The organism is Sandarakinorhabdus cyanobacteriorum (genome assembly GCF_002251755.1).
In the GTDB taxonomy this organism is placed as follows: domain Bacteria; phylum Pseudomonadota; class Alphaproteobacteria; order Sphingomonadales; family Sphingomonadaceae; genus Sandarakinorhabdus; species Sandarakinorhabdus cyanobacteriorum.
Window position 1 is genome coordinate 1 of the sequence record NZ_NOXT01000067.1, and the last position, 24,258, is coordinate 24,258.

Here is a 24,258-nt window from a genome sequence, read left to right on the forward strand (position 1 = left end):
CAACCCGAAATCACCCGGCCGGTGAATAATCCGGGCTAGCCTTTGCCGCAGATCAGCCCGGGCAGAGGGAGTGGCGGATGTACAGGCTTCATGGCGTGTTGGCGTCCCCCTATTCGATGAAGATGCGGGCCGTGTTGCGGGCGCGGCGCATTCCCCATGTCTGGGTGCATGGCCGCGAAACCCACCAGGCCGCGACCAGCAAGGTGAAGGCGCCGGTGATCCCGGTGCTGGAATATCCCGATGGCCATTTTGCCAATGATTCGACGCCGCTGATCCATGATCTGGAAGCGCGTCATCCCGAGCGGTCGATCGTGCCCGATGATCCGGGTCACGCCTTCCTTGCGCAACTGGTCGAGGATTTTGCCGATGAATGGCTGACCAAGGCGATGTTTGGCTATCGCTGGCTGGAGGCGGTGGACCAATTGCAGATGAGCCGCTGGCTGGCCTTTGATGCCTTCAAGGGTGGCGGCGAGCGGGCCGAAGAATTTGCGGCGCAATTCCGCGAAGGGCAGGTGGGGCGCATGGCGCTGGTGGGGTGCACGCGTGCCAATTTCCCGTTGATCGAAGCATCCACGCGCCGGGTGCTGGCGGCGCTGGAACAGCATGTGGTGAACACGCACTGGCTGTTCGGATCACGGCCGTCGCTGGCGGAGTTCGGCCTTTATGGGCAATTGTCGCAACTGGGGGTGGACCCGACTCCCCAGGCGATGACGCGGGCCGATTATCCGGGCGTCTATCGCTGGCTGCTGCATGTGGATGATGCATCCGGCATCGAAGGCGAATGGCAGGCGCCCGATGCGCCGCTGGCGCCGGTGGTGACCAGCCTGCTGGCCGAAATCGGCCGCGTCTATGGCCCGTTCCTGCTGGCCAATGCTGCCGCCGCAGCGGCCGGTGAGCCGATGTTCCGCATCAGCGTCGATGGCCTCCCCTATGATCAGGGGGTGTTCAAGTATCAGGTGAAATGCCTGGCCGATTTGCGGGCGCGCTATGCCGCCCTGCCGGCGGCCGTGCGGCAACGGCTTGATTCAGTGCTGGACGCGGCGGGCTGCCTGGCGTTCCTGGTGTGAGCGGACATGCAAAAAGGGCCGGCGTTGCCACCGGCCCTTTTGTTCGTTCGGCGCTGCGGCGCGCTTACTTGATCTTGGCTTCCTTGAAGTCCACGTGCTTGCGGGCGACCGGGTCGTACTTGCGGAACGACAGCTTGTCGGTCTTGGTGCGCGGGTTCTTCTTGGTGACATAGAAATAGCCAGTGTCGGCGGTGGACACGAGCTTGATCTTGATGGTCGTCGGCTTGGCCATGGTTCCGTTTCCGCGTAAATCAGTTGCTGCGCGGGAGGCATGGCCACCGCGACGAAGGCGGCCCCAATGCGAGAAATGGGCGGCAGAGTCAAGCAGGCAGCGTGGCGCTTTTCGACCATGCCGGCAGCACTGACATTGGCAGCGCCCGGCCAAGCCCTTATCTGACGTTGCATGACCCCCTTCATCCTTGAAAATCGCGCTGTTCTGTCTGTCACCGGTGCCGATGCTGCCAGTTTTCTGCAGGGCATGATCACCCATGATGTTGGCCTGCTTGGCCCCGGCCGGCCGGTCTTTGCCGGGCTGCTGAGCCCGCAGGGCAAGGCGTTGTTTGATTTCCACCTTCATGCCGGTGACGATGGCGAAATCTTCATCGATGTGGCGGTGCCCCGCGCTGACGCGCTGTTGAAGCGGCTTTCGATGTACAAGCTGCGCAAGGCCGTGGTACTGGCGCGGCGGGAGGCGTTGGCGGTGCTGGCCAGCTGGCCTGGCGGCGAACCGGCCGATGCCCGGCTGCCGGCACTGGGCGCGCGCTGGATCGGCCCGGCCGGCAGCGCGGCCAACGGCGCCGATGCCCATGACGCGCACCGCCATGCCGTGGGCGTGCCCGACAGCGCGGACATCGGGCAGGACGAGCTGCTGTGGCTGGAAACCGGGGCGGACCTTTTGAACGGGGTGAGCTTCACCAAGGGCTGTTATGTCGGCCAGGAGAACACCGCGCGCATGCACCATCGCGACAAGGTGCGGCGGCGGCTGGTGCCTGTGACGGTCATGGGCGATGCCGGTGAAGCGGTGGAGGTGAAGGACGCCGAGGGCCGCGCCTGTGGCAAGCTGCGCAGCCGGCGGGGCGACAATGCCATCGTGCATCTGCGGCTGGAGGCGGCGGGCGAACCGCTGTTCCTGGGCGATGCGCGCCTGACGGTGCGGCGGCCGGCGTGGCTGGCTGACGCCTTGAAGGACGCGACGGCGTGATGGCCGATCCGCTGGGCCGCGCCGGCGCCCGCATCGAGGCAACACTGGGCGGCAGCTGGCGCTGGATCACGCAGGACAGCGGCGAAGCGCTGTTTGGCGCCGGTATTGCGGCGGCGATTTTCATCGGGCTGGAAGGCCTGCTGTTGCTGGCGCGGCGGCTGTTGCCGGTTGGCGCGGACGGCTGGCGGGGTATCGCCCGCGGCCTTGTTGATCGCACGCTGACCATTTTCCTGATCGCGGTGGCCCTGGATGGGGCCACCCATGCGGTGGCGCCGCCAGGGCCGTTGCTGCGGCTGGTCGACAATCTGTTCACCATCGCGGTGGCGGTGCAGGGCGCGCTGTGGCTGCGCGAGCTGGTTCTGGGCCTGGTGCGCCGCCGCGCCGATGCCAGCCCGGATGATGCCCGCGCGCTGGGCAGTGCCATGGGCGTGATCACCGTGCTGGTGAATGTGGTGGTCTGGCTGCTGGCGGCGATCCTGATCCTCGACAATCTGGGCGTGAATGTGACGGCGCTGGTGGCCGGCCTGGGCGTGGGCGGCATTGCCATTGGTCTGGCGGCGCAGGGCATATTTTCCGATCTGTTCGCCGCGCTGGCCATCTTGTTTGACCGGCCGTTCCGGGTGGGGGACGTGATCAGCTATGGCACCTCGACCGGCACGGTGGAGCATATCGGGCTGAAGACGACGCGCATCCGCGCCCTGTCGGGTGAGCAGTTGGTGATGGCCAACACCAAGTTGCTGGAGCAGCAGGTGGCGAACCTCAGGCGCATCGAGGAACGGCGCGTGGTGCTGAATTTCGGCATCATCTATCAAACGCCGCCGGCCGTGCTGGAGGCCTTGCCGGGCGAGTTGCAGCGGCTGGTCGAACAGGTGGCCGACACGCGGTTTGACCGGGCGGTGTTCACTGGCTTTGGTGCATCCAGCCTTGATTTCGAGCTGGTGTTCTTTGTGACCGTGCCCGACCTGGCGGTGATGCTGGCCGCGCGCCAGGCGGTGGGCTTTGCCATCGTGCGGCGCTTTGCCGAGCTGGGCGTGGATTTCGCCTATCCCACCCAGACCAGCTTCACCGCCGCGCCCGATGGCCGGCTGGTGGACCCGACGCAGATCAGCGAGCGGCGACCGGGCTGAGGGCGTGCCGGCGTTGCCGGTGATCGTCAGAGTTTTGCCGGCGCTGCCGGCGGGCCATGGTGCCGGTGAGGCCGAAGCCGGCGATGAGCAGCGCCCAGCTTGACGGTTCGGGTACGGCGCCGGCGGCGATGCTGTCAAATTCAAAGGCGGTGCCGCGCGCGATGAAGCGCAGGCCGCCGATTTCGGTGCCGCCCATCGCCCGGAACTGCACCCGCCGGTTGGTGAGGGCGGCGTTCCAGTTGCCGTTGGCGGGGGCGAACTGGTTGCCATTCAGGGTGAGCAGCGTCTGGCCGTTGGTGCCGAGCACCTGCACCCGGTTGTGGGCATCGACACTGCCCCAATAAAGGCTGATCGAGCGCAGCGCCGGCGTGCGCAGCGTGGCGATCGCCGGGCGCCCGGCCTGGGTGGAGACGAAGCCGAAGCGGCCGCTGACCCCGGCGGGCGCAGCGGCGACGCCCGACAGGCTGCCGGTGCGGGTGGCGGGCGCGCCATCCCATGTGAAGCCGGCGGCGTTGGGGGCATCGAAGCTGACGACCAGCCGCTCACCCGGCAGCGGGCCGGGATCGGGGGCGCCGAGGCGGGGGGCGACGACGATGGTGGCCGCGGCGGGCGCTGCGAGAAGGAGCGGGGCGAGCGTGGCAAGGCGGGCAAACATGGGCAGGGCATCCAGGGTGGTTGGGATGCGCAGCCATGTAAGGAAATCATATGGTTAACGAAAGATAAGCGCGCAGTTAACAAGGCTTTGTTAACCCTCATTCTGGCGGGTTGACGCAAACGGAAAGCGAGGCCTAGGGTTGCACAAACATGTTGGGGAGAGAGTCATGGCCGGAAAATCGCTGACGCTGGACGAATATCGCGCCCTGGTGGGCCAGGAAGTGGGCGTTTCGGATTGGGTGGATGTGCCGCAAACCAAGATCGACGCCTTTGCCGAAGTGACCGGCGATCACCAGTTCATCCACGTGAACCCGGAACTGGCGGCACAGACGCCGTTTGGCACCACCATCGCGCATGGCTATCTCACGCTCAGCCTGTTGTCGGTGATGGCCTATCAGGCGATGCCGGGCATCAAGGGCACGCGCATAGGCGTCAACTATGGCCTGAACAAGGTGCGCTTCATGGCGCCGGTGAAATCGGGCAGCCAAGTGCGCGGCCGCTTCACCATTGCCGATGTGACCCAGCGCCCGGATGGCGCCTGGCAGACCACGGTGAATGTGAGTGTCGAGATTGATGGTGAAACCAAGCCGGCGCTGGCCGCCGAATGGATCACCCTGGCGTTTGTTGGCTGAAGAGACCCGCACCCTCCCACGCCGCTGGCGTGGGCCCCACCCTCTCCCCGAACGGGAGAGGGGAATTTGAAAGGACCTTCCGATGCGTGAAGCCGTTATCGTTTCCACCGCCCGCACCCCGATTGGCCGTGCCTATCGCGGGGCGTTCAACGCCACCCCGTCGCCGACGCTGGCCGGCCATGCCATTGCCCACGCCGTGAAGCGCGCCGGGATCGAGGACGCCGAGGTGGATGATGTGGTGATGGGTTGCGCCCTGCAGCAGGGTGTGCAGGGTGGCAACATCGCCCGCCTGTCGCTGCTGCGTGCTGGCCTGCCGGTGACGGTGTCGGGCCAGTCGATGGATCGGCAATGCTCGTCGGGCGTGATGTCGATCGCGACGGCGGCCAAGCAGATCATCGTGGATGGCATGAGCATCTGCGTTGGCGGCGGTGTCGACAGCATCTCGATGGTGCAGAACGACAAGATGCGTGTGGGGTCCGATCCCAGCCTGGTGGCCATGCATCCCAATATCCACATGCCGATGCTGCAGACCGCCGAAGTGGTGGCCAAGCGCTACAACGTCAGCCGCGACCGGCAGGATGAATATGGCTATCAGAGCCAGATGCGCACCGCCGCCGCCCAGGCCGCCGGCAAGTTTGACGATGAAATCGTGCCGATGACCGCGCAGATGGCGATGGTGAACAAGGAGACCAAGGAGGTCACCACCCACGAGATCACCCTGACCAAGGACGAGGGCAACCGCCCGGAAACCACGCTGGAAGGGCTGAAGGGCCTCAAACCGGTGATCGAAGGCGGCTGCATCACCGCCGGCAATGCCAGCCAGCTTTCGGACGGCGCCTCGGCCAGCGTGCTGATGGAAGCCAAGGAAGCCGCTCGCCGCGGCCTGACCCCACTGGGCGCCTATCGCGGCATGGCGGTGGCCGGCCTGGAGCCGGACGAGATGGGCATCGGCCCCATCTATGCCATTCCCAAGCTGCTGAAGGCCAATGGCCTGACCATGAACGACATCGGCCTGTGGGAGCTGAACGAGGCGTTCGCGGTTCAGGTGCTGCACTGCGCCGACGTGCTCGGCATTGATCCTGACCTGCTCAACGTCAACGGCGGCTCGATCTCGATCGGCCACCCCTATGGCATGACCGGCGCGCGCTGCACCGGCCACGCCCTGATCGAAGGCAAGCGCCGTGGCGCCAAATATGTGGTCGTCACCATGTGCGTGGGCGGCGGCATGGGCGCGGCAGGGCTGTTCGAAGTGTACTGAGGCGCGCTACAAACAGGAAGTGCAGGCGGCTGGGTGACCAGCCGCCTGTGCTTTGTTTAATGCCGGGCGATTCGCCTTTTGGCGCCAGTTGCGCCATAGGCCGCCGATGACAATGGAATCACTCCCTGCGCCGCTGGCCCAGGCGATTGCCGCGCGCGGCTATGAAGAGCTCACCCCCGTCCAGTCTGCCGTGATCGCTGATGAAGCGCGTGGCCGTGATTTGCTGGTTTCGGCCCAGACCGGTTCGGGCAAGACGGTGGCCTTTGGCCTCGCCATGGCCGATGAACTGCTGGGCGGCGTCGATGTGCTGCCGCCGGCTGGCCGGCCGCTGGCGCTGGTGGTGGCGCCAACGCGCGAACTGGCGCTGCAGGTCGCCAAGGAATTGACCTGGCTTTATGGCCCGGCGCGGGGCCGCATCGCCACCTGTGTGGGCGGAATGAATCAGCAGGTGGAACGGCGCGCGCTGGCCGCCGGCGCCCACATCGTTGTTGGCACCCCCGGCCGACTGCGCGACCATCTGGAGCGCGGCGCCCTGATGCTGGACCAGGCCCGCGCCGTGGTGCTGGATGAGGCCGACGAAATGCTCGACATGGGCTTTCGCGAGGATCTCGAAGAAATATTGGATGCCGCAGCGCCCACCCGCCGCACGCTGCTGTTTTCCGCCACCATGCCAAAGGGCATTGCCGAACTGGCGCGCGATTATCAGAAGGATGCGCTGCGCCTCGCCACCGCCGGGCGGGCGGCGGCGCATGCCGATATCGCCTATCAGTGCGTGACGGTAGCGCCGGCCGATATCGAGGCGGCGGTGGTCAACCTGCTGCGTTTCCACGAGGCGCCGACGGCGATGCTGTTCTGCGCCACGCGTGACAATGTTCGCCGGCTGCACGCGTCGCTGGTGGAGCGTGGCTTTGCCGCCGTGGCGCTTTCGGGCGAGCACAGCCAATCGGAACGCAACCAGGCGTTGCAAGCCCTGCGAGATCGCCGGGCGCGGCTGTGCGTGGCCACCGATGTGGCGGCGCGCGGCATCGATCTGCCGGGGTTGAACCTTGTCATCCATGTCGAGCTGCCGCGCGATCCGGAAACGCTGCAGCACCGGTCGGGCCGCACCGGCCGGGCTGGCTCGAAAGGCACGGCCGTGCTGGTGGTGCCCTATCCGGCGCGGCGGCGGGTGGAGCGCATGCTGCACAGCGCCGGGGTGAAGCCGGAATGGCTGCCGGTGCCGTCGCTGGAGGCCATTGCCGCGCAGGACCGCGTGCGCCTGCTGGAGAGCATCGGCGAAGGCATTGGCGGGCTGGATGAGGAAGACAAGAGGCTGGGCGAGGAGCTGCTGACCAAGCATGGCGTGGACGAGATTGCTGCCGCGCTGGTGCGGATGCACCGGGCCCGGCTGCCGCAGGCCGAAGAGCTGGTGGATGCCGGCCCGGCACCCCGGCCTGACCGGCGGGACAGCCGGCCGGGCAATGACACCGGCCGTGGCCCCGATCGCGGCCGCGGCGGCGATGATGGCGGCGGCGTGTGGTTCCGGCTGGACGTGGGCCGGCGTGACAGCGCCGATCCGCGCTGGATCATCCCGCTGCTGTGCCGGCGTGGCGGCGTCACCAAGCCCGACATCGGCGCCATCCGCATTTTCCCGGCGGAAACGCTGGTTGAAATCGCGCCCGACATGGCCGAACGCTTCATGGTCGCCCTGAAGCGCCACGCCACCCGCAAGGGCAATAGCGCCGAAGACCAGATTGCCATTGTGCCGGCCGGTGGGCCGCCGCGACCGCCGGAACGGCGCGGCCCGCCGCCGGCTCGCCCGCCGCAACAGCGCCGGGGTCCGCCGCCGCGCCGTTAGGCCAGCAGCGCCAGCAGCGCGAAGCTGGCCAGCCAATGTTCGCCGGCATAATCGCCGGCGATGTGGGGCAGGGCGGCCGCCAGATGCGCATCGGCCGCCGCGCGCAGCACCGGGGCGGCGGCATCGCGCGGGCCCAGCGCCGCCGCGATGCGCCGGAAGGCCCAGGCGCGGGAGAGGTTGAGGCCGTCCAGATGGGCGATCTTGCCGTCGCTGCGGTCTGAGACCGTTGCAGGCGTGAAGATGCTGGCCGGCAGCTGCTGGCCGGCGTGCGGTAGGAAGGACTTGAACCAGTCGCGGAACTCGTCTGCCGGCAGCAATGTCGCCATGGCCAGCGCCTCGGTGAGGGTGGGCGAGAGGAAGGCATCGCCGTCCGGCTCCCAGGCCTGGGCGGCCGTGTCGTTGCCGAACCAGGCGCGGGCGCGGGCCTGCATCAGGCCCAGCAAAGGCCGGTCGCGATCGGCGGCCCATTCGGCAATCAGCGTCAGGGCAAAGGCGGTGTTGGCATGGGAACCGGTGCGGATGGGATAGGTGAGCAGCGGCAGATGGGCGGTCCAGGCGGCGGCGAATTCATCGGCAAGCGGTTTGAACATGGCGGCCAAGGGGTTGCCGGCGCGGGCGAGTTCGGCCTGCAGCATCAGGATCCACGCCCAGCCATAGGGGCGTTCAAAGCCCTTGGCCGTGGGCCGGGCGAAATAGGCGCGTTCGGCGGCGACATTCTCGGGCGTGAAAATGGTGGCGGCCAGCGCGCGCGTGTCTGCGGCGCGGGCATGGCTGGGGAACAGGTGGAGCAGCCGGAACAGCAGCCACCAGCCGTGCACGCAGCTGTGCCAATCAAAGCTGCCAAAGAACATCGGGTGCAGGGCGCGCGGGCCCTGCGCATCGGCATCGCTGGTCAAGACATGATCCAGCTTGTGCGGATATTCGCGGGTGACATGGCCCAAGGCGATGCCGGCCATGCGGGCGGCCTGTGGTTCATCAAGGATCATCGAAAGGCGAATCCCCAGATCAGCGCGGTGTTGAACAGCCATAACGCCACGGCCGTGGGCCATTGCGCGCGGATCACGGCGTAACGGTCGGGCAGATTCAGCAAGGCTGCCGGCACGATGTTGAAATTGGCCGCCATTGGCGACAGCAAGGTGCCGCAGAAGCCGGCGAGCATGCCAACGGCGCCGATCACCACCGGATCGCCGCCCAGGCCATGCACCAGCACCGGCAGGCCGATGCCGCCCATCAGCACCGGGAAGGCGGCAAAGGCATTGCCCATCAATATGGTGAACAGCGCCATGCCGCCCGTGAAGACCAGCACGGCGGCCAGCCGGCTGCCTTCGGGGATGGCGAGCGGGGCGACGGCGCCGACGATATCGCCCATGCCGGCCAGGCCGAACACCATGCCGAGGCTGGCCAGCAGTTGCGGCAGGATCATCGCCCAGCCCACCCCTTCGGCCAGCCGGCGCCCTTCCTGCACCGCGGCGCTGGGCGGCGGGCGCAGCCAGGCCAGCAGCACGGCAATCGCGATGATGGCGCCGAGCCCGAGGCAGATCAACGTCACCTGCTTTGGATCGACAAGATCGCCGAGGCGCGGCAGCGCCAATGTGCCGGCCAGCGCCACCATCGGCACGATCAGGGCGGGCAGGAACAGGCGGTTGCCGCGCGCCGCCGCACTGGCCTGACGATCAGCCGTGCTGGTGGTGGCCGGCTGGCCCTTGCCGGGGGCGCCGGCCAGGGCGAGGCCAACGAGGGCCAGCACGATCAGGCCATTGTGAAAGTCGCTCAACACATCGCCGGCCAGAAATTCCAGCGAAATCAGCGCCCAGAAGGCGGAACCGCGCAACCTGGCCGTGTGCTGGCGATCCAGCAGCGTGGCGATGGCCCAGCCGGCAAACACCAGCCCGGCCAGCAGATAGAGGTGCGGCAGGCCGATCATCGCCGGCCCATCCGCCACAGCCGCAGCCCGTGTACGGCAAAGGCGGCCAGCGCTGTGGGGATGGCCCAGACCGACAGTTGCAGCGGCTCCACAAGGATGCCGGCGCCTTCGAGGAAGCCCTTGATCAGCAGGATCGAGGCGATGGCGAGGAAGATATCCTCGCCAAAGAAGATGCCGACATTGTCGGTGGCGGCGGCCATGGCCTTGGCACGGTTGCGGCCGGCTTCATCGATGGCGGGATCATCGCGCACCACGGCGGCTTCGACCATCGGGGCGATCAGCGGGCGGACGCTTTGGGCATGGCCGGCGATCTGGGTGAGGCCAAGCGCGGCGGTGATCTGGCGAAACGCAAGATAGATCAGCAGGATGCGCGAGGCGGTGGCGCTGCGGGTGCGCTGGATGAGGGCGGTTGCTGCTTCGCCGAGGCCGCCGCGCTCCATCAGGCCAATGACCGGCAGCAGCAGCCAAGGCACCGAGACATAGCGGTTCTGGTGGAAGGCCTTGCCCAGCGCGGCGATGATGTCGGGCACGGCCATGCCGGCGCCAAGGCCGGAGCCAAAGGCGGCAGCCACCACCACGGCCAGCGGATTGGCGCGGATGGCAAAGCCGGCGACGACGATGGCGATGCCGATCAGCGGCCACAGGCTGGGCAGAGTGGTCATGCGCCGAAGCCGCCGCCGCCGGGGGTCTCGATGATGATGGCATCGCCGGCGGCAAGCTCGACGCGGGCGCAGGGGCCGAGGATTTCGCTTGTGCCGTCAATGCGTTGCACGCGGGCGTTGCCGGGCAGGGCCGGGCCACCGCCGGCAAGGCCGAATGGCACGGTGGCGCGGCGGCCGGAAAGGAGTGAGGCGGTCATCGTAGTGCGGGCGGTGATGTGGCGGATGACGCCATCGCCGCCCGGCCAGCGCCCGGCGCCGCCGGAGCCGTGGCGGACTGCAAAGCGGGTGACGAGCACCGGGAAGCGGCTTTCCAGCACTTCGGGATCGGTGAGGCGGCTGTTGGTCATGTGCGTCTGCACGGCGCTGGCGCCGGCGAAGCCCCCCCCCGAACTATCGACGCCGGCGCCGGCGCCACCGCAGATGGTTTCATAATATTGGAAATCCTTGTTTCCGAACGTGAAATTGTTCATCGTGCCTTGCGAGGCCGCCAGTTTGCCGACGGCGCCGAACAGGGCATCGGTGATGATCTGGCTGGTTTCGACATTGCCTGCGACGACGGCGGCGGGCGAAGCGGGGCGCAGCAGGCAGCCATCGGGGACGATCAGCGTTAAAGGCCGCATGCAGCCATCGTTCATCGGCAGATCATTGCCGGCAAGGCAGCGGAAGACATAGAGCACAGCGGCCTGGGCAACGGCATAGGGCGCGTTGAAATTGCTGGACAATTGCGCCGAGGTGCCGGTGAAATCGATGGTGGCGCGGCCGGCGGCCTGATCGATGCGGACGGCGACGCGGATGGTGCCGCCATTGTCCATGGCGACGCTGCATTCGCCGTCGGTCAGCCCGGAAATGGTAGCGCGAACAGCGGCTTCGGCATCATCCTGCACATGGGCCATGAAGGCGGCGACGGTCTCGGCGCCTTCGCCGGCGCAAAGGGCCTTGAGTGCGGAGGCGCCCCGGGCGCAGGCGGCGGCCTGGGCCTTCAGATCGCCGAGGCAGCGGGCCGGATCGCGGGCCGGCCAGGGACCGGAGGCCAGCAGCGCCAGCATCTCGGTCTCAAGGAAATTGCCTTGATCGATCAACAGCTTGTTGTCGATCATTACGCCTTCCTGTGAAATGTCGGTGCTGTCGGGCGGCATGGAACCGGGGGTGATGCCGCCGATATCGGCCTGGTGGCCGCGCGCCGCCACCCAGAAGGCGGGGCCGGCCGCGCCATCGAGAAAAACCGGTGCAACCACAGTGACATCGGGCAGATGCGTGCCGCCGGCATAGGGGTTGTTGAGCACGAACATGTCGCCCGTGCGGATGCCGCGCGGGCTGTTTTGCCAGCCCTGCATCACGGTGCGCACGCTGTCGCCCATGCTGCCGAGATGCACCGGCATGTGCGGCGCGTTGGCCACGAGATGGCCGGCGGCATCAAAGATGGCGCAGGAAAAATCGAGCCTTTCCTTGATGTTGACTGACCATGCGGTGGTCTTCAGCGCCTCGCCCATATCCTCGGCGATGGCCATGAAGCGGTTGGCGAACAGCTCCAGCCGGATGGGATCGACGGTGGCGGCGCTGGCCAGGCGGGCGAGTGGCGTGGTGCGGGTGAGGAGGAGGTTGTGGACGGCGTCAACGCTGAGCGTCCAGCCCGGTTCGACGAGGGTGGTGGCGCTGTCATCGAGGATCAGGGCAGGGCCGGGCAGGGTGCAGCCGGGCGGCAGATCGTGGCGGTGGAAGATCGGCGTTTCGGCCGCGCCGGTGGCGAAAAAGAGGGGCCGCGTGGCCGCCGGCGGCGGCGCGGTGACCGCAGATGGGCCGGTGGTGACCGCATCCGATGCGATGGTGACAAGTTCGGGGCTGTGGCCCACGGCTTCGGCAATCAGCGTATCCACCACCAGATCGGCATCGTCGACCACGAAGCCGAAGCGGCGCGATTGCACGTCGGCAAAGGCGGCGGCCATGGCTTCGGCACTGGCCAGCGGCAGTTCGATCCCGCTGTCTGACCCGGCATAGCGGACGAGGGCAGAAAGGCGGACATCGGCCACGGCCTCCCCCTGCGCGGCGAGCACGGCGCGGGCTTCGGCGGCGAGCGCTGCGGCTTCGGCGGCCAGATCCTGGCCGAGCGGCCAGTTGAGGCTGCGCTGGCGCACGGCGCGGTTTTCAGCCAGGCCAATGCCGAAGGCGGAGAGCACGCCGGCGAGCGGGTGGATGAGCACGCGGGTCATGCCCAGCGCGTCGGCCACCTTGCAGGCGTGCTGGCCGCCGGCGCCGCCGAAGCAGGCGAGGGCATAGCGGGTGACATCATGGCCGCGCGCGATGGAGATGCGGGCGATGGCCTGGGCCATGGTTTCGACCGCGATGGCGAGCGCGCCCTGGGCTGCGGCTTCAGGGGTGCAGCCGAGTTCGCGGCCCAGCGCGGCGAACTTTGCCCGCACCACATCGGCATCCAAGGGCTGGTTGCCATCAGGGCCGAACAGCGCCGGGAAAAAATCCGGCTGCAGCACACCGAGCATGACATTGGCATCGGTGACGGTGAGCGGCCCGCCGCGGCGGTAGCAGGCCGGGCCGGGCACGGCGCCGGCGCTTTCGGGGCCGACCTTGAGGCGGCCGCCGACCACCGAGATGATGGAGCCGCCGCCGGCGGCCACCGTGTCGATCTTGAGCATCGGCACGCGCATGGGTACGCCGGCGATCATCACCTCTTCAGCGCGTTCGAACTGGCCATCAAACAGCGAGACATCGGTGGAGGTGCCGCCCATATCGAAGCCGATCAGGCGGGTTTCCCCGGCGCTGCGCCCGGCAGCGGCCATGCCGACAATGCCGCCGGCCGGGCCGGACAATATGGCATCGCGGCCGCGGAAATGGCCGGCGCGGGCAAGGCCGCCGTTGGACTGCATGAAATCCAGCCGCACGCCATTCAGCCCGGCCGCGACCTGGTTCACATAGGCGGCGAGCGGCGGCGACAGATAGGCATCGACGACGGCGGTGTTGGCGCGCGGCACCAGGCGGATGACCGCGCCGACATCATGGCTGCACGTGATCTGCGTGAAGCCGATGGCGCGGGCGATGTCGGCCACCTGCCGTTCGTGGGCGGGGTGGGCATGGCCGTGCAGGCAGGCGATGGCGATGCTGCGCCAGCCATCGGCAAAGGCCTGTTGGAGCCGGGCGGTGGTCGCCGCCGCATCAAGGGGCTGCAGCACCGCGCCATCGGCCGCCACCCGTTCGGGGATTTCGACCACGGCGCCATGGAGCGGCGCGGGCTTTTCGATGTGGAGGTCAAAGATGCGCGGCCGGGCCTGGTGGCCGATGATGAGGGCATCGGCATGGCCGGCGGTGATGGCGAGCAATGTGGGCTCGCCCTTGCGTTCGAGAAGCGCGTTGGTGGCAACCGTGGTGCCCATGCGCACGGCAGCAATGGGGGCGGGATCGGCCCCGCGCAGCCGGGCAATGCCTTCCAATGCGGCATCCTGGTAGCGATCCGGCGCGTTGGACAGCAATTTGGCCGTGACCAGCCGGCCATCGGGGCGCAGCGCCACGATATCGGTGAAGGTGCCGCCGCGATCGATCCAGAATTGCCACCCTGTCATGGCCGTGTGGTGGCGGCATGGGTCCGGCCGGTCAAGCGCGAAGCGTGGGGACTGACGCTTGCCCTCGGGGGCGATCCGGCCTAGCGTTGGGCAAATGCGAACGTTCACATCGAGGGACGGGGAGGAGGAAGCGATGCGCAGACGACAGGGCGTGACGTCGGTGGTGGCGCTGGCCTTGCTGGCGGGGTGTGGCGGCGGCGGGGCCGGTGGCGCGGTGGCGGCCATCCCGGCGCCAAGCCCGGCACCAAGCCCGGCACCCGCGCCCGCGCCGGCCCCGGCGCCGGCCCCGACCCCGACCCCGACCCCAAGCCCGGCACCAACCAGCCGCCTGATCTTTGCCGACGAGTTCAACGCCGGCACGCTGGATCGCAGCCGCTGGAATGTCGAAGGCCCGGCCTTCTGGGTGAACAACGAGGTTCAGGCCTATGTCGACAGTCCGGAAACGATCAGCTTTGCCAGTCCCGCCGGGGCCGATGGCGGCGCGCTGCTGCTGAAGCCGGTGCGGCGGGCCGGGTATGTGACGCCCAGCGGCCGGCGCACCGATTATGTGTCTGGCCGGATCAACACGGCCGACAAGGTGGACGTGACCTTTGGCAAGGTGGAGGCGCGCATCCGCCTGCCTGATGCCATGGGCGTTTGGCCGGCCTTCTGGTTGCTGGGTTATGGCAACTGGCCCGACAGCGGCGAAATCGACATCATGGAGAATGTTGGCGACAAGGCCTGGATCAACGCCGCCATCCACGGCCCCGGCTATTCCGGCGACACGCCGCTGTATCAGCGGTTTGATTTTCCGGCCGGCGAGGATGTGACCGGCTGGCACGTCTATGCCGTGGAACGCACGCCCGATGCCGTGATCTTCAGTGTGGATGGCCGGGAATATTATCGCGTCACGCGCGCGCTGGTGGAGCGCTATGGCCCCTGGCGATTTGACCGGAAGCAGTATCTGATCCTGAATTTCGCCATTGGCGGCGTGTATCCGGCCAAGGTGAACGGCGTGACCGCGCCCTGGCCGGGCCTGCCGCAGGCAACGCTGGACCGGATCAACCGTGGCGAGCTGGCGATGGCGGTGGATTGGGTGCGGGTGTGGGCGCGCGATTGACGGGTGCCCTTGTCCTGACCTGAGCATTGTGGCAGCACGACATTACATGATTGTAATGCGAGGTACGCATGCGGTGGTGGCTGTGGGCGGTGCTGCTGTTGATCTGGCCGGCGGCGGTGCTGGCCCAGGGCCGGACCGGGCTGGTACCCATCCCGGCTGATGCATCGCAAGCGCCGCCGCTGGTGCTGGATGCCGATGCGCCGGTGCCGGTGTGGGTGAACGGGCTGCAGGTGCAGCTGGCGGTTTCGACCGGCACGGTGGACCATATCACCCTGAATGACAGTGCGGTGGGCCGCATCGGGCTTTCGGCGGCACCGGCAGACAACACCGCCGACCTGGTGATCGGCGGCCGCATCGTGCTCAATGGCCGGCACGGCAAGGGCTGGCTGGGCACGGATTGGCAGAATGGGGCCGGTACCCTGGTGCGGCGGGAATATTACTGGTTTCCGGGGGAGCAGCGGCTGCCGCTGGCCGGCACCATCGGCCCGTTTGCGCTGCCCTACTGGCGGGTGCGGGTGGACTGGCCGGTGGCGGCCACCGGGCTGGCCGGCGATGTGGTGGATCTGCCACTGATCGGTGGAATCGACAATGCCGCCTATGGCGTTTCGAAGGTGGGCCGGCAGTTTCTGGCGGTGGGCGTGGATGTGCGCATGCGCCGGCCGCTGCCGCTGGTGACGGCGGCCACGGGGGCCGATCTGGCCGCCGAATTTGGCGGGCGCCTTGTGGGCGCGGCGTGGCGCGAGGAGATATTGCTGGGCATCAGCCGGCCAGTGCGGCGGCTGCAACTGGACCGGCCGTTGATGATCGGGCCCATCCGCATCGATGCGGTGGCGGTGCGGCAGGGCGGCCCGCGCGATGCGACGATGACCCTGGCGCCCGGCCAGCTGACCCCCCTTGATGCCGAGGAAGACCCGGAGATCATGCAGGTGCGCGGTCGCATCCTTAAGCAGCGGCGGGTGGCGCGTTACATCATGCTGACGCGCACGCAGCTGGAGGCGGCGGGCTGCACCAGCCTGCTGGTGGACAAGGCCGAACTGCGCTGGCGGCTGGCCTGTGCGTCACCGGATCGGGCGGTGGCGCCAGCCGGGCCGACGCAGCTGGTGCCCGTGGCGGCCGGCGGCCCGCTGATCGATCCGGTGCTGCCACAGCTGCCAGAGGTGCAGCTGGCCATTGATCAGCCGGTGCCGGTCAGGATCAACGGGCGGCCGCTCAACCTGGTGCCGGGGGAGGCCGGGCGTGAAGGGCTGATGCTGAATGGCCGGGTGGGGCGGAATCTGGTGGCGACGCGCCTTGCCGAGGTGCGCAGCGAATTTCAGGCGCGCGGCCAGTTGAGCGATGCGCTGCGCCGGGTTGACGCGGCCCAGCTGTTCGAGCGGATCGGCGCGTTGGCGTTGCCGGACCAGACCCGCGACAGCATTGGACTCAGCGTTTCGTCGGTGGCCCCGCGCACGCTGTTGTATAGCCTCGATGTGCAACTGGCCGGCCTGGGCCAGCAGACGCTGGCCGTGGCGACCTGGCTGGAAACGCCGATGCGGACCGGTGACAATCTGGACAAGAGCCTGCCGCATGATGGCCGAATCGCGCTGGCGATGCTGCCCGAGGCGCGGTTGCGGCTGGCACTGGGGCCAGCGCCGGCGGCAGGCGGGGGCACCGATCTGGTACTGCCGATTGCCGACCGATCGCACGACCAGTCGGTGATGGGCGTGACAACGGTGCCGGGCATCGATGTGCTGTTTGTGGGTGTGGAGTTGGGCGAGCCTGTCACGGCGCCGCTGGCATCGATGGCGCTGGGACAGGATCTGGTGCGCTTGCATGGCGGGCGCTGGGCCGAGCCCCGGCAAAGCTGGCGCAATGCCGACAGGCGGTTGCGCCGGGCGCGGCTGCTCACCCTGGCGACACCGCTGGTGGTGGGGCCGTTGCGGCTGAGCGAGTTGTGGGTGGAGCAGGAGCCGTTGCTGGAACAGATGGCCGGCCAGCGCCACTGGTCACGCCTTGCGCCATGGCCGGACATGAAGGGCATTGCCGGGCTGGAGCGCGAGCTGCGGCTGCCGGTGCCGGTGTTGCAGGCCGCGGGCTGCCACGCGCTGGTGATGGACAAGCCGGGGCGGGCGTGGACGAAGCGCTGCGGGCCAATCAACGCACCGCCAGCGCCTTGAGATCGGCCAGCAGATCGAGCGCTTCGCGGGGCGTGATGTTGTCGGGATCGATGGACCCGAGTTTCTCGCGCAGCTCGTCGGTGGTGGCGGCGGTGGTGGGGGCCGCGAAGAGGGGGAGGCTGTCGACCCCGGCGGCGATGCCGCCCGTCTGTTCCCGGCGGGATTCAAGCCGGGCGAGGATGGCGCGGGCGCGGGTGAGGACGGGCGCGGGGATGCCGGCGAGGCGGGCGACAGCGAGGCCATAGCTCTTGTCGGCAGCGCCGGGTGCGACCTGGTGCAGGAAGACGAGATCGCCTTTCCATTCCCGCACCTTCACCGTGACGCTGGCGAGGCTGGTGAGCTTGGCGGTCAACGGCACGAGTTCGTGATAATGGGTGGCGAACAGGCAGCGGCACTGGAGATCATCGTGCACGGCTTCGAGCACGGCCCAGGCGATGGCGAGGCCATCATAGGTGGAGGTGCCGCGCCCGACCTCATCCAGGATGACGAGGCTGCGGTTGGTGGCGCCGCTGAGGATGGCGGCGGTTTCGACCATTTCGACCATGAAGGTCGAGCGGCCTTCGGCCAGATCATCGGCGGCGCCGACCCGGCTGTAGAGCCGGTCCACCACGCCGATATGGGCGGACGCCGCGGGCACATAGCTGCCGGCCTGGGCCAGCACGGCGATCAGCGCGTTCTGGCGCAGGAAGGTGGATTTGCCGGCCATGTTGGGGCCGGTGACCAGCCAGACGCGGGCATCGGCCGACAGGTCGCAATCATTGGGGGTGAAGCGGGCGCCGCCCTTGTTGACGGCGAGCTCGACCACAGGGTGGCGGCCGGCTTCGATGTGGAAGGCGGTGGTCGCGTCTACAATTGGTCGGCACCAGTTTTCGGACGCCGCCAGATCGGCGAGCGCGGCCGCCACATCGATGCGGGCTAGGGCGGCGGCGGTTTCGGAAATGGCGTGGGCTTGTGCGAGGACGGCGGCGCGCAGTTCCTCGAGATGGGCGGCTTCGGCGGCGAGCGCATGATCGGCGGCCGACAGGATGCGGGTGGCGAGGCTGGCGAGTTCCGGCGAGCCGAAGCGGACGGCGCCGGCCATGGTCTGGCGGTGGATGAAGCCCGAGTCTGGCCGGAGCAGGGGATCGGCGCGGCCGGCCGGCACCTCGATATGATAGCCCAGCACATTGTTGTGGCGGATCTTGAGCGCGGTGATGCCGGTTTCGGCCTTCAAGCGGCTTTCCATGGCGACGATGGCGCTGCGGCCGTCACGGGCGGTTTCGCGCAGATCATCAAGCGCGGCATCAAAGCCGGGGCGGATGGCGCCGGGCAGCTCGATCGGTGGTTCATCGACGAGGGTGCGGGCCATTTGCTCGACAAGGCCGCCGATCTGGCCGGTGCCGATCTGGGCGAGCAGGCTGGCGAGCAGGCTGGGGAGGGCCCCTCCACCGCCGTTCCGGCGGTCCCCCTCCCCATTCAGAGAATGGGGAGGACCTTTCACGGCGGCCTTCAGCGCCAGCGCGCCGCTGAGGCCGGCGGCCAATTGGCCGAGATCACGCGGGGACCAGCGGCCGATGCTGATGCGGGCCAAGGCGCGGGCCATGTCGGGCAGGGCGGCCAGGGCGTCGCGGGTGGCGGCGCGGGTGAGGGGATCGGCGATGAACCAGCCGACGAGATCGAGCCGGGCGGTGATGGCGGCGACATCGGTCAAGGGCGCGGCGAGATCGCCGGCCAGCGCGCGGGCGCCGGCGGCGGTGACGGTGCGATCGATGGCGGCTTCGAGGCTGTGGCGGCTGTGGCTGCGCTGCAATTCCAGGCTGGCGCGGGTGGCGGCATCGATGGCCATGTGGTTGCCGGGCAGTTCCTGGCGCGGTGGCAGGATCAGCGGCGCGGCGGCGCGGGCGGTTTCGGCGACATAGGCGAGAAGCGCACCGGCCGCGGCCAGTTCGGCGCGGCTGAATTGGCCCCAGCCATCCAGCGTGGCGACGCCGAAGCGGGATTTGAGCAGGGTTTCAGCGCGGGCAGCGGCAAAATCGGCGGTGGGGCGGGGGGTAAAAGGCAGGTCTGACCCTTCGGGCACCAGGGTTTCGGCGGGGGCGAGGGCAGCGCGGATGGCCTTGATTTCGGCGAGGCTGCCGGCGGTGGTGTGGAAGGCGCCGGTGGAGAGATCGAGCCAGGCGAGAGCGGCGGTTGGGGCGGCGGCCCCTCCACCGTGCTGCGCACGGTCCCCCTCCCCAGGCAGGGCCTGGGGAGGAACGAGCGCGGCCAGCCAGTTGGCGCGGCGGGGTTCGAGCAGGCCGGCTTCGGTGACGGTGCCGGGGGTGACGATGCGGGTGATGGCGCGGGCGACGACGGACTTGCTGCCGCGCTTCTTGGCTTCGGCCGGGTCTTCCACCTGCTCGGCGATGGCGACGCGGTGGCCGGCGCGGATCAGGCGGGCAAGATAGGCCTCGTGGCTGTGGGCGGGCACGCCGCACATCGGGATGGGCTGGCCGGCGTGTTCGCCGCGTTTGGTCAGCGCGATGTCGAGCGCGGCGGCGGCGGTGGCGGCATCATCGAAGAAGAGTTCATAGAAATCGCCCATGCGGAAGAACAGCAGGGCATCGGCGGCCTGCGCCTTCAGCGCAAGATATTGCGCGATCATGGGGGATGCGGCGGTCACCGCGACGGGATAGCGCGCCGCAGGATTGGCGGAAAGGGGCAGCAAGCCACTTGCCGCGATGCTGCCACAATTCTATCCAGTTGCGACGAGATGAGGTCAACCGGCGATGAGCAGCACCACCGATCAGGATTTTGGCGACCGCGAGGCGCTGGTTTACCACCGCACCGGCAAGCCGGGGAAGATCGACATTGTCGCTTCGAAGCCGATGGCGACGCAGCGCGACCTGAGCCTGGCCTATTCCCCCGGTGTCGCCGCCCCGGTGCGGGCCATCGCCGCTGATCCCGACAGCGCCTATGACTATACGATCAAGGGCAATCTGGTCGCCGTCATCTCCAACGGCACCGCCATCCTGGGACTGGGCAATCTGGGCGCACTGGCGTCCAAGCCGGTGATGGAAGGCAAGGCGGTGCTGTTCAAGCGCTTTGCCGATATCGACAGCATCGATCTGGAAGTGGCGACCGAGGACGTCGAGAAGTTCATCGCCTGCGTGGAGCTGCTGGAGCCGTCGTTCGGCGGCATCAACCTTGAGGATATCAAGGCGCCGGAGTGTTTCATCATCGAGACGACCCTGAAGGAGCGGATGAACATTCCGGTCTTTCACGATGACCAGCATGGCACCGCCATCGTGGCGGCGGCCGGCATGATCAACGCCATGCATCTGACCGGCCGCAAGCCGGAGGATGTGAAGCTGGTGGTGAACGGGGCTGGCGCGGCGGCGATTGCCTGCACCGAGCTGATCAAGCTCTATGGCGTCAAGAATGTGATCATGTGTGACACCTCAGGCGTGATCTACAAGGGCCGCGAGAAGGGCATGAACCAGTGGAAATCGGCGCATGCCGCTGCCACCGATGCCCGCAGCCTGGAAGAGGCGATGGTGGGCGCCGATGTGTTCATGGGCCTGTCGCAGAAAGGCGCCGTCACGCCGGAAATGGTGGCCAGCATGGCGGCCAATCCGATCATCTTTGCCATGGCCAACCCCGATCCGGAAATCACGCCGGAGGAGGTGCAAAAGGTGCGCAACGATGCCATCGTGGCCACCGGGCGCAGCGATTATCCCAACCAGGTCAACAATGTGCTCTGCTTCCCCTATCTGTTCCGGGGCGCGCTGGATGTGCGGGCGACCGCCATCAACGAGGAGATGAAGCTGGCCGCGGCCAACGCCATCGCCAGCCTGGCGCGCATGCCGGTGCCCGATGAGGTGGCGGCAGCCTATGGCGGCAAGGCGCGGGTGTTTGGCCCGGAATATATCATCCCGGCGCCGTTTGATCCGCGCCTGATCGAGCATGTGCCGACGGCGGTGGCCAAGGCGGCGATGGCATCGGGCGTGGCGAAGAAGCCGTTCTTTGATGAGGACGCCTATGCCCAGGAGCTGCGCGGGCGGCTGAATCCGACCACGTCGATCCTGCAGGGCGCCATCGAAAGCGCGCAGCTGCGCCCGCGCCGGGCGGTGTTTGCCGAGGCCGAGCAGGAGGTGGTGCTGCGCGCGGCGGTGAACTGGAAGAATAGCGGCTATGGCACGCCGGTTCTGGTCGGCCGAGAGGAGCCGGTGCGCGAAGGCCTGGCGCGGCTGGGCGTGACCGATATCGACAGTTTCGAGATCCACAACAGCGCCATTTCCCCGCTGGTGCCGCGCATGGTTGATCATCTTTATGCCCGGCTGCAGCGGCGCGGCATGCTGCACCGCGATGTGCAGCGCATGGTGAACCACGAGCGCAACGTGTTTGGCGCGCTGCTGGTGGCGCTGGGCGAGGCGGACCTGATGCTGACCGGGGTGACGCGCAATTTCGCCACCACTTATCGCCAGGTGCGCCAGGTGATTGATCCGGTGCCGGGGCATCGGCCGTTCGGCATCCACATGCTGGTGGGCAAGCAGCAGACCATCTTCATCGCCGACACCACGGTGACAGAGCGGCCGACGGCGGAAACGCTGGCCAGCATCGCGGTCGAAACCGCCGCGGTGGCGCGCCGGCTGGGGCAGGAGCCGCGCGTGGCGTTCCTGTCGTACTCCAATTTCGGCAATCCGCGTGGCGAGTTTGTCGACAATGTGCGGGGCGCGGTGGAGCTGCTCGACAGCCGGCAGGTCGGCTTTGAATATGAAGGCGAAATGTCGGCCGATGTGGCGCTCAATCCGATCATGCGGGCGCAATATCCGTTCAACCGCCTGTCGGGCCCGGCCAATGTGCTGATCATGCCCGGCCTGCACAGCGCCAACATCGCCGCCAAGCTGATCAAGGAAGTGGCCAATCTGCGCGTGGTTGGCCCGATGCTGGTGAACATGAGCAAGCCGGTGCAGATCGTGCCGATGAACAGCAGCGCCAGCGATATCGTCACCTTGGGCGTGCTGGCGTCGACCGGAGTGGTGTGCTGAAACCGCCCGTCCTCCTCATCCATGGCATGTGGTCTACCCCGGCCACGTTTGACCGGGTGCGGGCGCGGCTGGAGGCGGCGGGGCATGAGACGCATGCGCCCTGCCTGTTGTTTCACGACCGGCCGGTGAGCCTGCCACCGGCACCGGGCCTGCGCCAGCTGTCGGTGCGCGCCTATGTTGACCAGCTCGAGGCGGAGGCGCTGAAGCTGACCGCCGCCGGTTCGGGGCCGCCGATCATCCTGGGTCATTCGATGGGCGGCCTGTTGGCGCAATTGCTGGCCCAGCGCATTGATCATGCCGGGTTGGTGCTGCTGTCGCCGGCGGCGGCGGCCAATGCCCAAAGTTTCAGCCTTGATCCGGCGCGCACGCTGAAGAATGTCATCCTGAAATGGGGCTGGTGGGATGAGCCGACCCTTTGTGACGAAGAGGGCGCGCGTTGGGGCATTTTCAACGGCGTGCCCGAGGATGTGACCAAGGCCGAAATCGCCGCCCTGGTGTGGGATTCGGGCCATGTGCTGGCCGAAATGGCGCTGCCGCCGCTGTTCGGCAACACGACGCGGGTGGATTATGCCCGGCTGAACCGGCCGGCGCTGGTGCTGGTGGGGACGGAGGATCGCATCACCCCGCCCGGCATCGCCCGGGCAACGGCGCGCAATCTTTCCGGCACCGTGGATTATCACGAGCTGCCGGGCGCCCCGCACTGGCTGTTCTGGGGCGATCTGGAACAGCAGCTTTCGGCCATGGTGGTGGAGTGGCTGGCGGGCCTGAATTGATCGCGGCGCTGAAGGCCGAGGCGCATCGCCAAGGCTTTGCCGACATCGGCATCTGCGCGGCCGATGCGGTGCCGGAAGCCGGCCAGCGGCTGCGGGCCTGGCTGGATGATGGCTGCCATGGTGACATGATCTGGATGGAGGGCCGCAGCCGTGAGCGGGCCAGCCCGCAGGGCCTGTGGCCCGCGGTGAAGAGCGTGATCATGCTGGGCACCAGCTATGCCCCGGCACTCGATCCGCTGCGGCTGGCAGGCGTGGGCGATACGGGCGTGATTTCGGTTTATGCCTGGAACCGGGATTACCATGATCTGATCAAGAAGCGGTTGAAGACGCTGGCGCGCTGGCTGGTGGCGCAGCGGCCGGAGGCGGGGGTGAAGGTGTTCGTCGACACCGCGCCGGTGATGGAAAAGCCGCTGGCCGCGGCGGCCGGGCTGGGCTGGCAGGGCAAGCACGCCAACCTTGTCTCGCGCCAACATGGCTCGTGGCTGTTTCTGGGGGCGATCTATACCACGCTGGAATTGCCGGCCGATGCGCCGCATCCCGATCGCTGTGGCAGCTGCACCCGCTGCCAGACCGCCTGCCCGACGCAGGCCTTTCCGGCACCCTATCGCCTCGATGCGCGGCGCTGCCTGGCGTACCTGACCATCGAACATGCCGGGCCGATCCCGGAGGAATTTCGCGCACCGATGGCCAACCGCATCTATGGCTGCGATGATTGCCTGTCGGTGTGCCCGTGGAACCGATTTGCCCAGGCCACGGAGGAGCCAGCCTTCCTGCCGCGCGCCGAATTGACCGCACCGAAGCTCGCCGAATTGCTGGCGCTGGATGATGCAGCGTTCCGGGCGCTGTTTTCCGGCAGCGCCATCAAGCGGATCGGGGTGAAGCGGTTTTTGCGCAACTGCCTGTATGCGGCGGGCAACAGTGAGGAGCCGGCGTTGATCCCGGCGGTGCAGGTATATGTGGGCAGCGCTGATCCGGTAGTAGCCGAAGCCGCGCGCTGGGCAATGACGCGATTGGCGGCTATATGACCATCATTGGTTGATGGGGGTCCGTTACTGTATTTCACTTGCCACGGCGTGAAAGATGAGAAATCATTCGTTGTCGGCATTGGAGGAAGGTCGTGACTGCTTTCCGGAAACTCTTCTTGGCAACATTCTTGCCATTGATGCTTGCCGCATCATCGGCCCAAGCGCGGTTTCTGCAAACTGATCCGATAGGTTATGACGATCAGCTGAATCTTTATGCCTATGTAGCTAACCCGCCTTATTCATGAGCCTTCCTGTCAGGGCGTTG

18 protein-coding genes are annotated in these 24,258 nt (G+C 67.7%); 11 read left to right on the forward strand and 7 right to left on the reverse strand.

The features are described from left to right. The first annotated feature begins 77 nt into the window (after window positions 1–77). Window positions 78–1,067: a glutathione S-transferase gene (locus tag CHU93_RS02220; protein WP_094472567.1), complete on the forward strand. Its 990-nt coding sequence runs from the start codon at window positions 78–80 to the stop codon at window positions 1,065–1,067. Between the two features lie 64 nt (window positions 1,068–1,131). Here CHU93_RS02220 and rpmG read toward each other — a convergent pair whose 3' ends face one another. Then, window positions 1,132–1,299: a 50S ribosomal protein L33 gene (rpmG, locus tag CHU93_RS02225; RefSeq protein ID WP_094472568.1), complete on the reverse strand. Its 168-nt coding sequence runs from the start codon at window positions 1,297–1,299 to the stop codon at window positions 1,132–1,134. A 171-nt stretch (window positions 1,300–1,470) separates the two neighbouring features. On the opposite strand from rpmG, the gene ygfZ reads away from it, so the two are divergent. Continuing rightward, on the forward strand, window positions 1,471–2,268 hold the full coding sequence (gene ygfZ, locus CHU93_RS02230) for a CAF17-like 4Fe-4S cluster assembly/insertion protein YgfZ (RefSeq protein WP_243375116.1): 798 nt from the start codon (window positions 1,471–1,473) through the stop codon (window positions 2,266–2,268). After that, window positions 2,268–3,395 (forward strand): mechanosensitive ion channel family protein, encoded by a 1,128-nt coding sequence (locus CHU93_RS02235; protein WP_094472569.1) that lies wholly within the window; start codon window positions 2,268–2,270, stop codon window positions 3,393–3,395. Before ygfZ ends, CHU93_RS02235 begins: the two co-directional genes overlap by 1 nt. On the opposite strand, the gene CHU93_RS17850 is transcribed toward CHU93_RS02235, so the two are convergent. Beyond that, the gene (locus CHU93_RS17850) at window positions 3,373–4,050 is read right to left on the reverse strand and encodes an Npun_F0296 family exosortase-dependent surface protein (RefSeq protein ID WP_094472570.1); all 678 of its coding nucleotides are present in this window, start codon (window positions 4,048–4,050) and stop codon (window positions 3,373–3,375) included. The genes CHU93_RS02235 and CHU93_RS17850 overlap by 23 nt on opposite strands. A gap of 166 nt (window positions 4,051–4,216) precedes the next feature. Between CHU93_RS17850 and CHU93_RS02245 the strand changes: the two genes are divergently transcribed. The 3 genes from CHU93_RS02245 to CHU93_RS02255 all read left to right on the forward strand — a co-directional run bounded on the left by CHU93_RS02245 (window position 4,217) and on the right by CHU93_RS02255 (window position 7,776). After that, window positions 4,217–4,681, forward strand: coding sequence for a MaoC family dehydratase (locus CHU93_RS02245; protein ID WP_165768571.1), 465 nt, complete (start codon window positions 4,217–4,219; stop codon window positions 4,679–4,681). Between the two features lie 82 nt (window positions 4,682–4,763). Next, window positions 4,764–5,939: an acetyl-CoA C-acyltransferase gene (locus CHU93_RS02250; protein WP_094472571.1), complete on the forward strand. Its 1,176-nt coding sequence runs from the start codon at window positions 4,764–4,766 to the stop codon at window positions 5,937–5,939. A gap of 106 nt (window positions 5,940–6,045) precedes the next feature. After that, entirely contained in the window at window positions 6,046–7,776 is a 1,731-nt protein-coding gene (locus CHU93_RS02255) for a DEAD/DEAH box helicase (protein ID WP_094472572.1), read from the forward strand. Here the strand turns inward: CHU93_RS02255 and CHU93_RS02260 are convergent. Genes CHU93_RS02260 through CHU93_RS02275 form a run of 4 tightly spaced genes read right to left on the reverse strand, consistent with a single transcriptional unit; the run spans window position 7,773 to window position 13,931 of the window. Next, on the reverse strand, window positions 7,773–8,762 hold the full coding sequence (locus CHU93_RS02260; protein ID WP_094472573.1) for a DUF2891 domain-containing protein: 990 nt from the start codon (window positions 8,760–8,762) through the stop codon (window positions 7,773–7,775). The genes CHU93_RS02255 and CHU93_RS02260 overlap by 4 nt on opposite strands. Continuing rightward, a complete protein-coding gene (locus CHU93_RS02265) occupies window positions 8,759–9,700 on the reverse strand; it encodes a DUF979 domain-containing protein (RefSeq protein ID WP_094472582.1) in 942 nt (313 codons plus the stop codon). Before CHU93_RS02265 ends, CHU93_RS02260 begins: the two co-directional genes overlap by 4 nt. Then, window positions 9,697–10,344 (reverse strand): DUF969 domain-containing protein, encoded by a 648-nt coding sequence (locus CHU93_RS02270; protein WP_165768572.1) that lies wholly within the window; start codon window positions 10,342–10,344, stop codon window positions 9,697–9,699. Before CHU93_RS02270 ends, CHU93_RS02265 begins: the two co-directional genes overlap by 4 nt. A 14-nt stretch (window positions 10,345–10,358) precedes the next feature. Further along, window positions 10,359–13,931, reverse strand: coding sequence for a hydantoinase B/oxoprolinase family protein (locus CHU93_RS02275; protein WP_094472575.1), 3,573 nt, complete (start codon window positions 13,929–13,931; stop codon window positions 10,359–10,361). Between the two features lie 133 nt (window positions 13,932–14,064). Here CHU93_RS02275 and CHU93_RS02280 point away from each other — a divergent pair, with 133 nt between their 5' ends. After that, entirely contained in the window at window positions 14,065–15,030 is a 966-nt protein-coding gene (locus CHU93_RS02280) for a glycoside hydrolase family 16 protein (RefSeq protein WP_243375120.1), read from the forward strand. A 68-nt stretch (window positions 15,031–15,098) separates the two neighbouring features. Continuing rightward, entirely contained in the window at window positions 15,099–17,186 is a 2,088-nt protein-coding gene (locus CHU93_RS02285; RefSeq protein ID WP_094472576.1) for a hypothetical protein, read from the forward strand. Here the strand turns inward: CHU93_RS02285 and mutS are convergent. Next, window positions 17,164–19,809 carry a DNA mismatch repair protein MutS gene (gene mutS, locus CHU93_RS02290; RefSeq protein ID WP_094472584.1) on the reverse strand — a complete coding sequence of 882 codons (2,646 nt, stop codon included), beginning with the start codon at window positions 19,807–19,809 and terminating at the stop codon, window positions 17,164–17,166. The genes CHU93_RS02285 and mutS overlap by 23 nt on opposite strands. Before the next feature lie 124 nt (window positions 19,810–19,933). Here mutS and CHU93_RS02295 point away from each other — a divergent pair, with 124 nt between their 5' ends. The 3 genes from CHU93_RS02295 to queG are packed head-to-tail and all read left to right on the forward strand — an operon-like array spanning window position 19,934 to window position 23,993. Continuing rightward, complete coding sequence (locus CHU93_RS02295; protein ID WP_094472577.1) at window positions 19,934–22,195, forward strand: NADP-dependent malic enzyme; 2,262 nt, start codon at window positions 19,934–19,936, stop codon at window positions 22,193–22,195. Next, the gene (locus CHU93_RS02300; protein ID WP_279353494.1) at window positions 22,189–22,968 is read left to right on the forward strand and encodes an alpha/beta hydrolase; all 780 of its coding nucleotides are present in this window, start codon (window positions 22,189–22,191) and stop codon (window positions 22,966–22,968) included. The genes CHU93_RS02295 and CHU93_RS02300 overlap by 7 nt, the downstream gene beginning before the upstream one ends. Continuing rightward, window positions 22,965–23,993 carry a tRNA epoxyqueuosine(34) reductase QueG gene (queG, locus tag CHU93_RS02305; protein ID WP_094472579.1) on the forward strand — a complete coding sequence of 343 codons (1,029 nt, stop codon included), beginning with the start codon at window positions 22,965–22,967 and terminating at the stop codon, window positions 23,991–23,993. The genes CHU93_RS02300 and queG overlap by 4 nt, the downstream gene beginning before the upstream one ends. The last annotated feature ends 265 nt before the right edge of the window (window positions 23,994–24,258 follow it).

Coding starts and splice junctions, on each gene's coding strand:
- CHU93_RS02220 (WP_094472567.1), top strand. CDS start 78: ATGTACAGGCTTCATGGCGTGTTGGCGTCCCCCTATTCGATGAAGATG.
- rpmG (WP_094472568.1), bottom strand. CDS start 1,299: ATGGCCAAGCCGACGACCATCAAGATCAAGCTCGTGTCCACCGCCGAC.
- ygfZ (WP_243375116.1), top strand. CDS start 1,471: ATGACCCCCTTCATCCTTGAAAATCGCGCTGTTCTGTCTGTCACCGGT.
- CHU93_RS02235 (WP_094472569.1), top strand. CDS start 2,268: ATGGCCGATCCGCTGGGCCGCGCCGGCGCCCGCATCGAGGCAACACTG.
- CHU93_RS17850 (WP_094472570.1), bottom strand. CDS start 4,050: ATGTTTGCCCGCCTTGCCACGCTCGCCCCGCTCCTTCTCGCAGCGCCC.
- CHU93_RS02245 (WP_165768571.1), top strand. CDS start 4,217: ATGGCCGGAAAATCGCTGACGCTGGACGAATATCGCGCCCTGGTGGGC.
- CHU93_RS02250 (WP_094472571.1), top strand. CDS start 4,764: ATGCGTGAAGCCGTTATCGTTTCCACCGCCCGCACCCCGATTGGCCGT.
- CHU93_RS02255 (WP_094472572.1), top strand. CDS start 6,046: ATGACAATGGAATCACTCCCTGCGCCGCTGGCCCAGGCGATTGCCGCG.
- CHU93_RS02260 (WP_094472573.1), bottom strand. CDS start 8,762: ATGATCCTTGATGAACCACAGGCCGCCCGCATGGCCGGCATCGCCTTG.
- CHU93_RS02265 (WP_094472582.1), bottom strand. CDS start 9,700: ATGATCGGCCTGCCGCACCTCTATCTGCTGGCCGGGCTGGTGTTTGCC.
- CHU93_RS02275 (WP_094472575.1), bottom strand. CDS start 13,931: ATGACAGGGTGGCAATTCTGGATCGATCGCGGCGGCACCTTCACCGAT.
- CHU93_RS02280 (WP_243375120.1), top strand. CDS start 14,065: ATGCGCAGACGACAGGGCGTGACGTCGGTGGTGGCGCTGGCCTTGCTG.
- CHU93_RS02285 (WP_094472576.1), top strand. CDS start 15,099: ATGCGGTGGTGGCTGTGGGCGGTGCTGCTGTTGATCTGGCCGGCGGCG.
- mutS (WP_094472584.1), bottom strand. CDS start 19,809: ATGATCGCGCAATATCTTGCGCTGAAGGCGCAGGCCGCCGATGCCCTG.
- CHU93_RS02295 (WP_094472577.1), top strand. CDS start 19,934: ATGAGCAGCACCACCGATCAGGATTTTGGCGACCGCGAGGCGCTGGTT.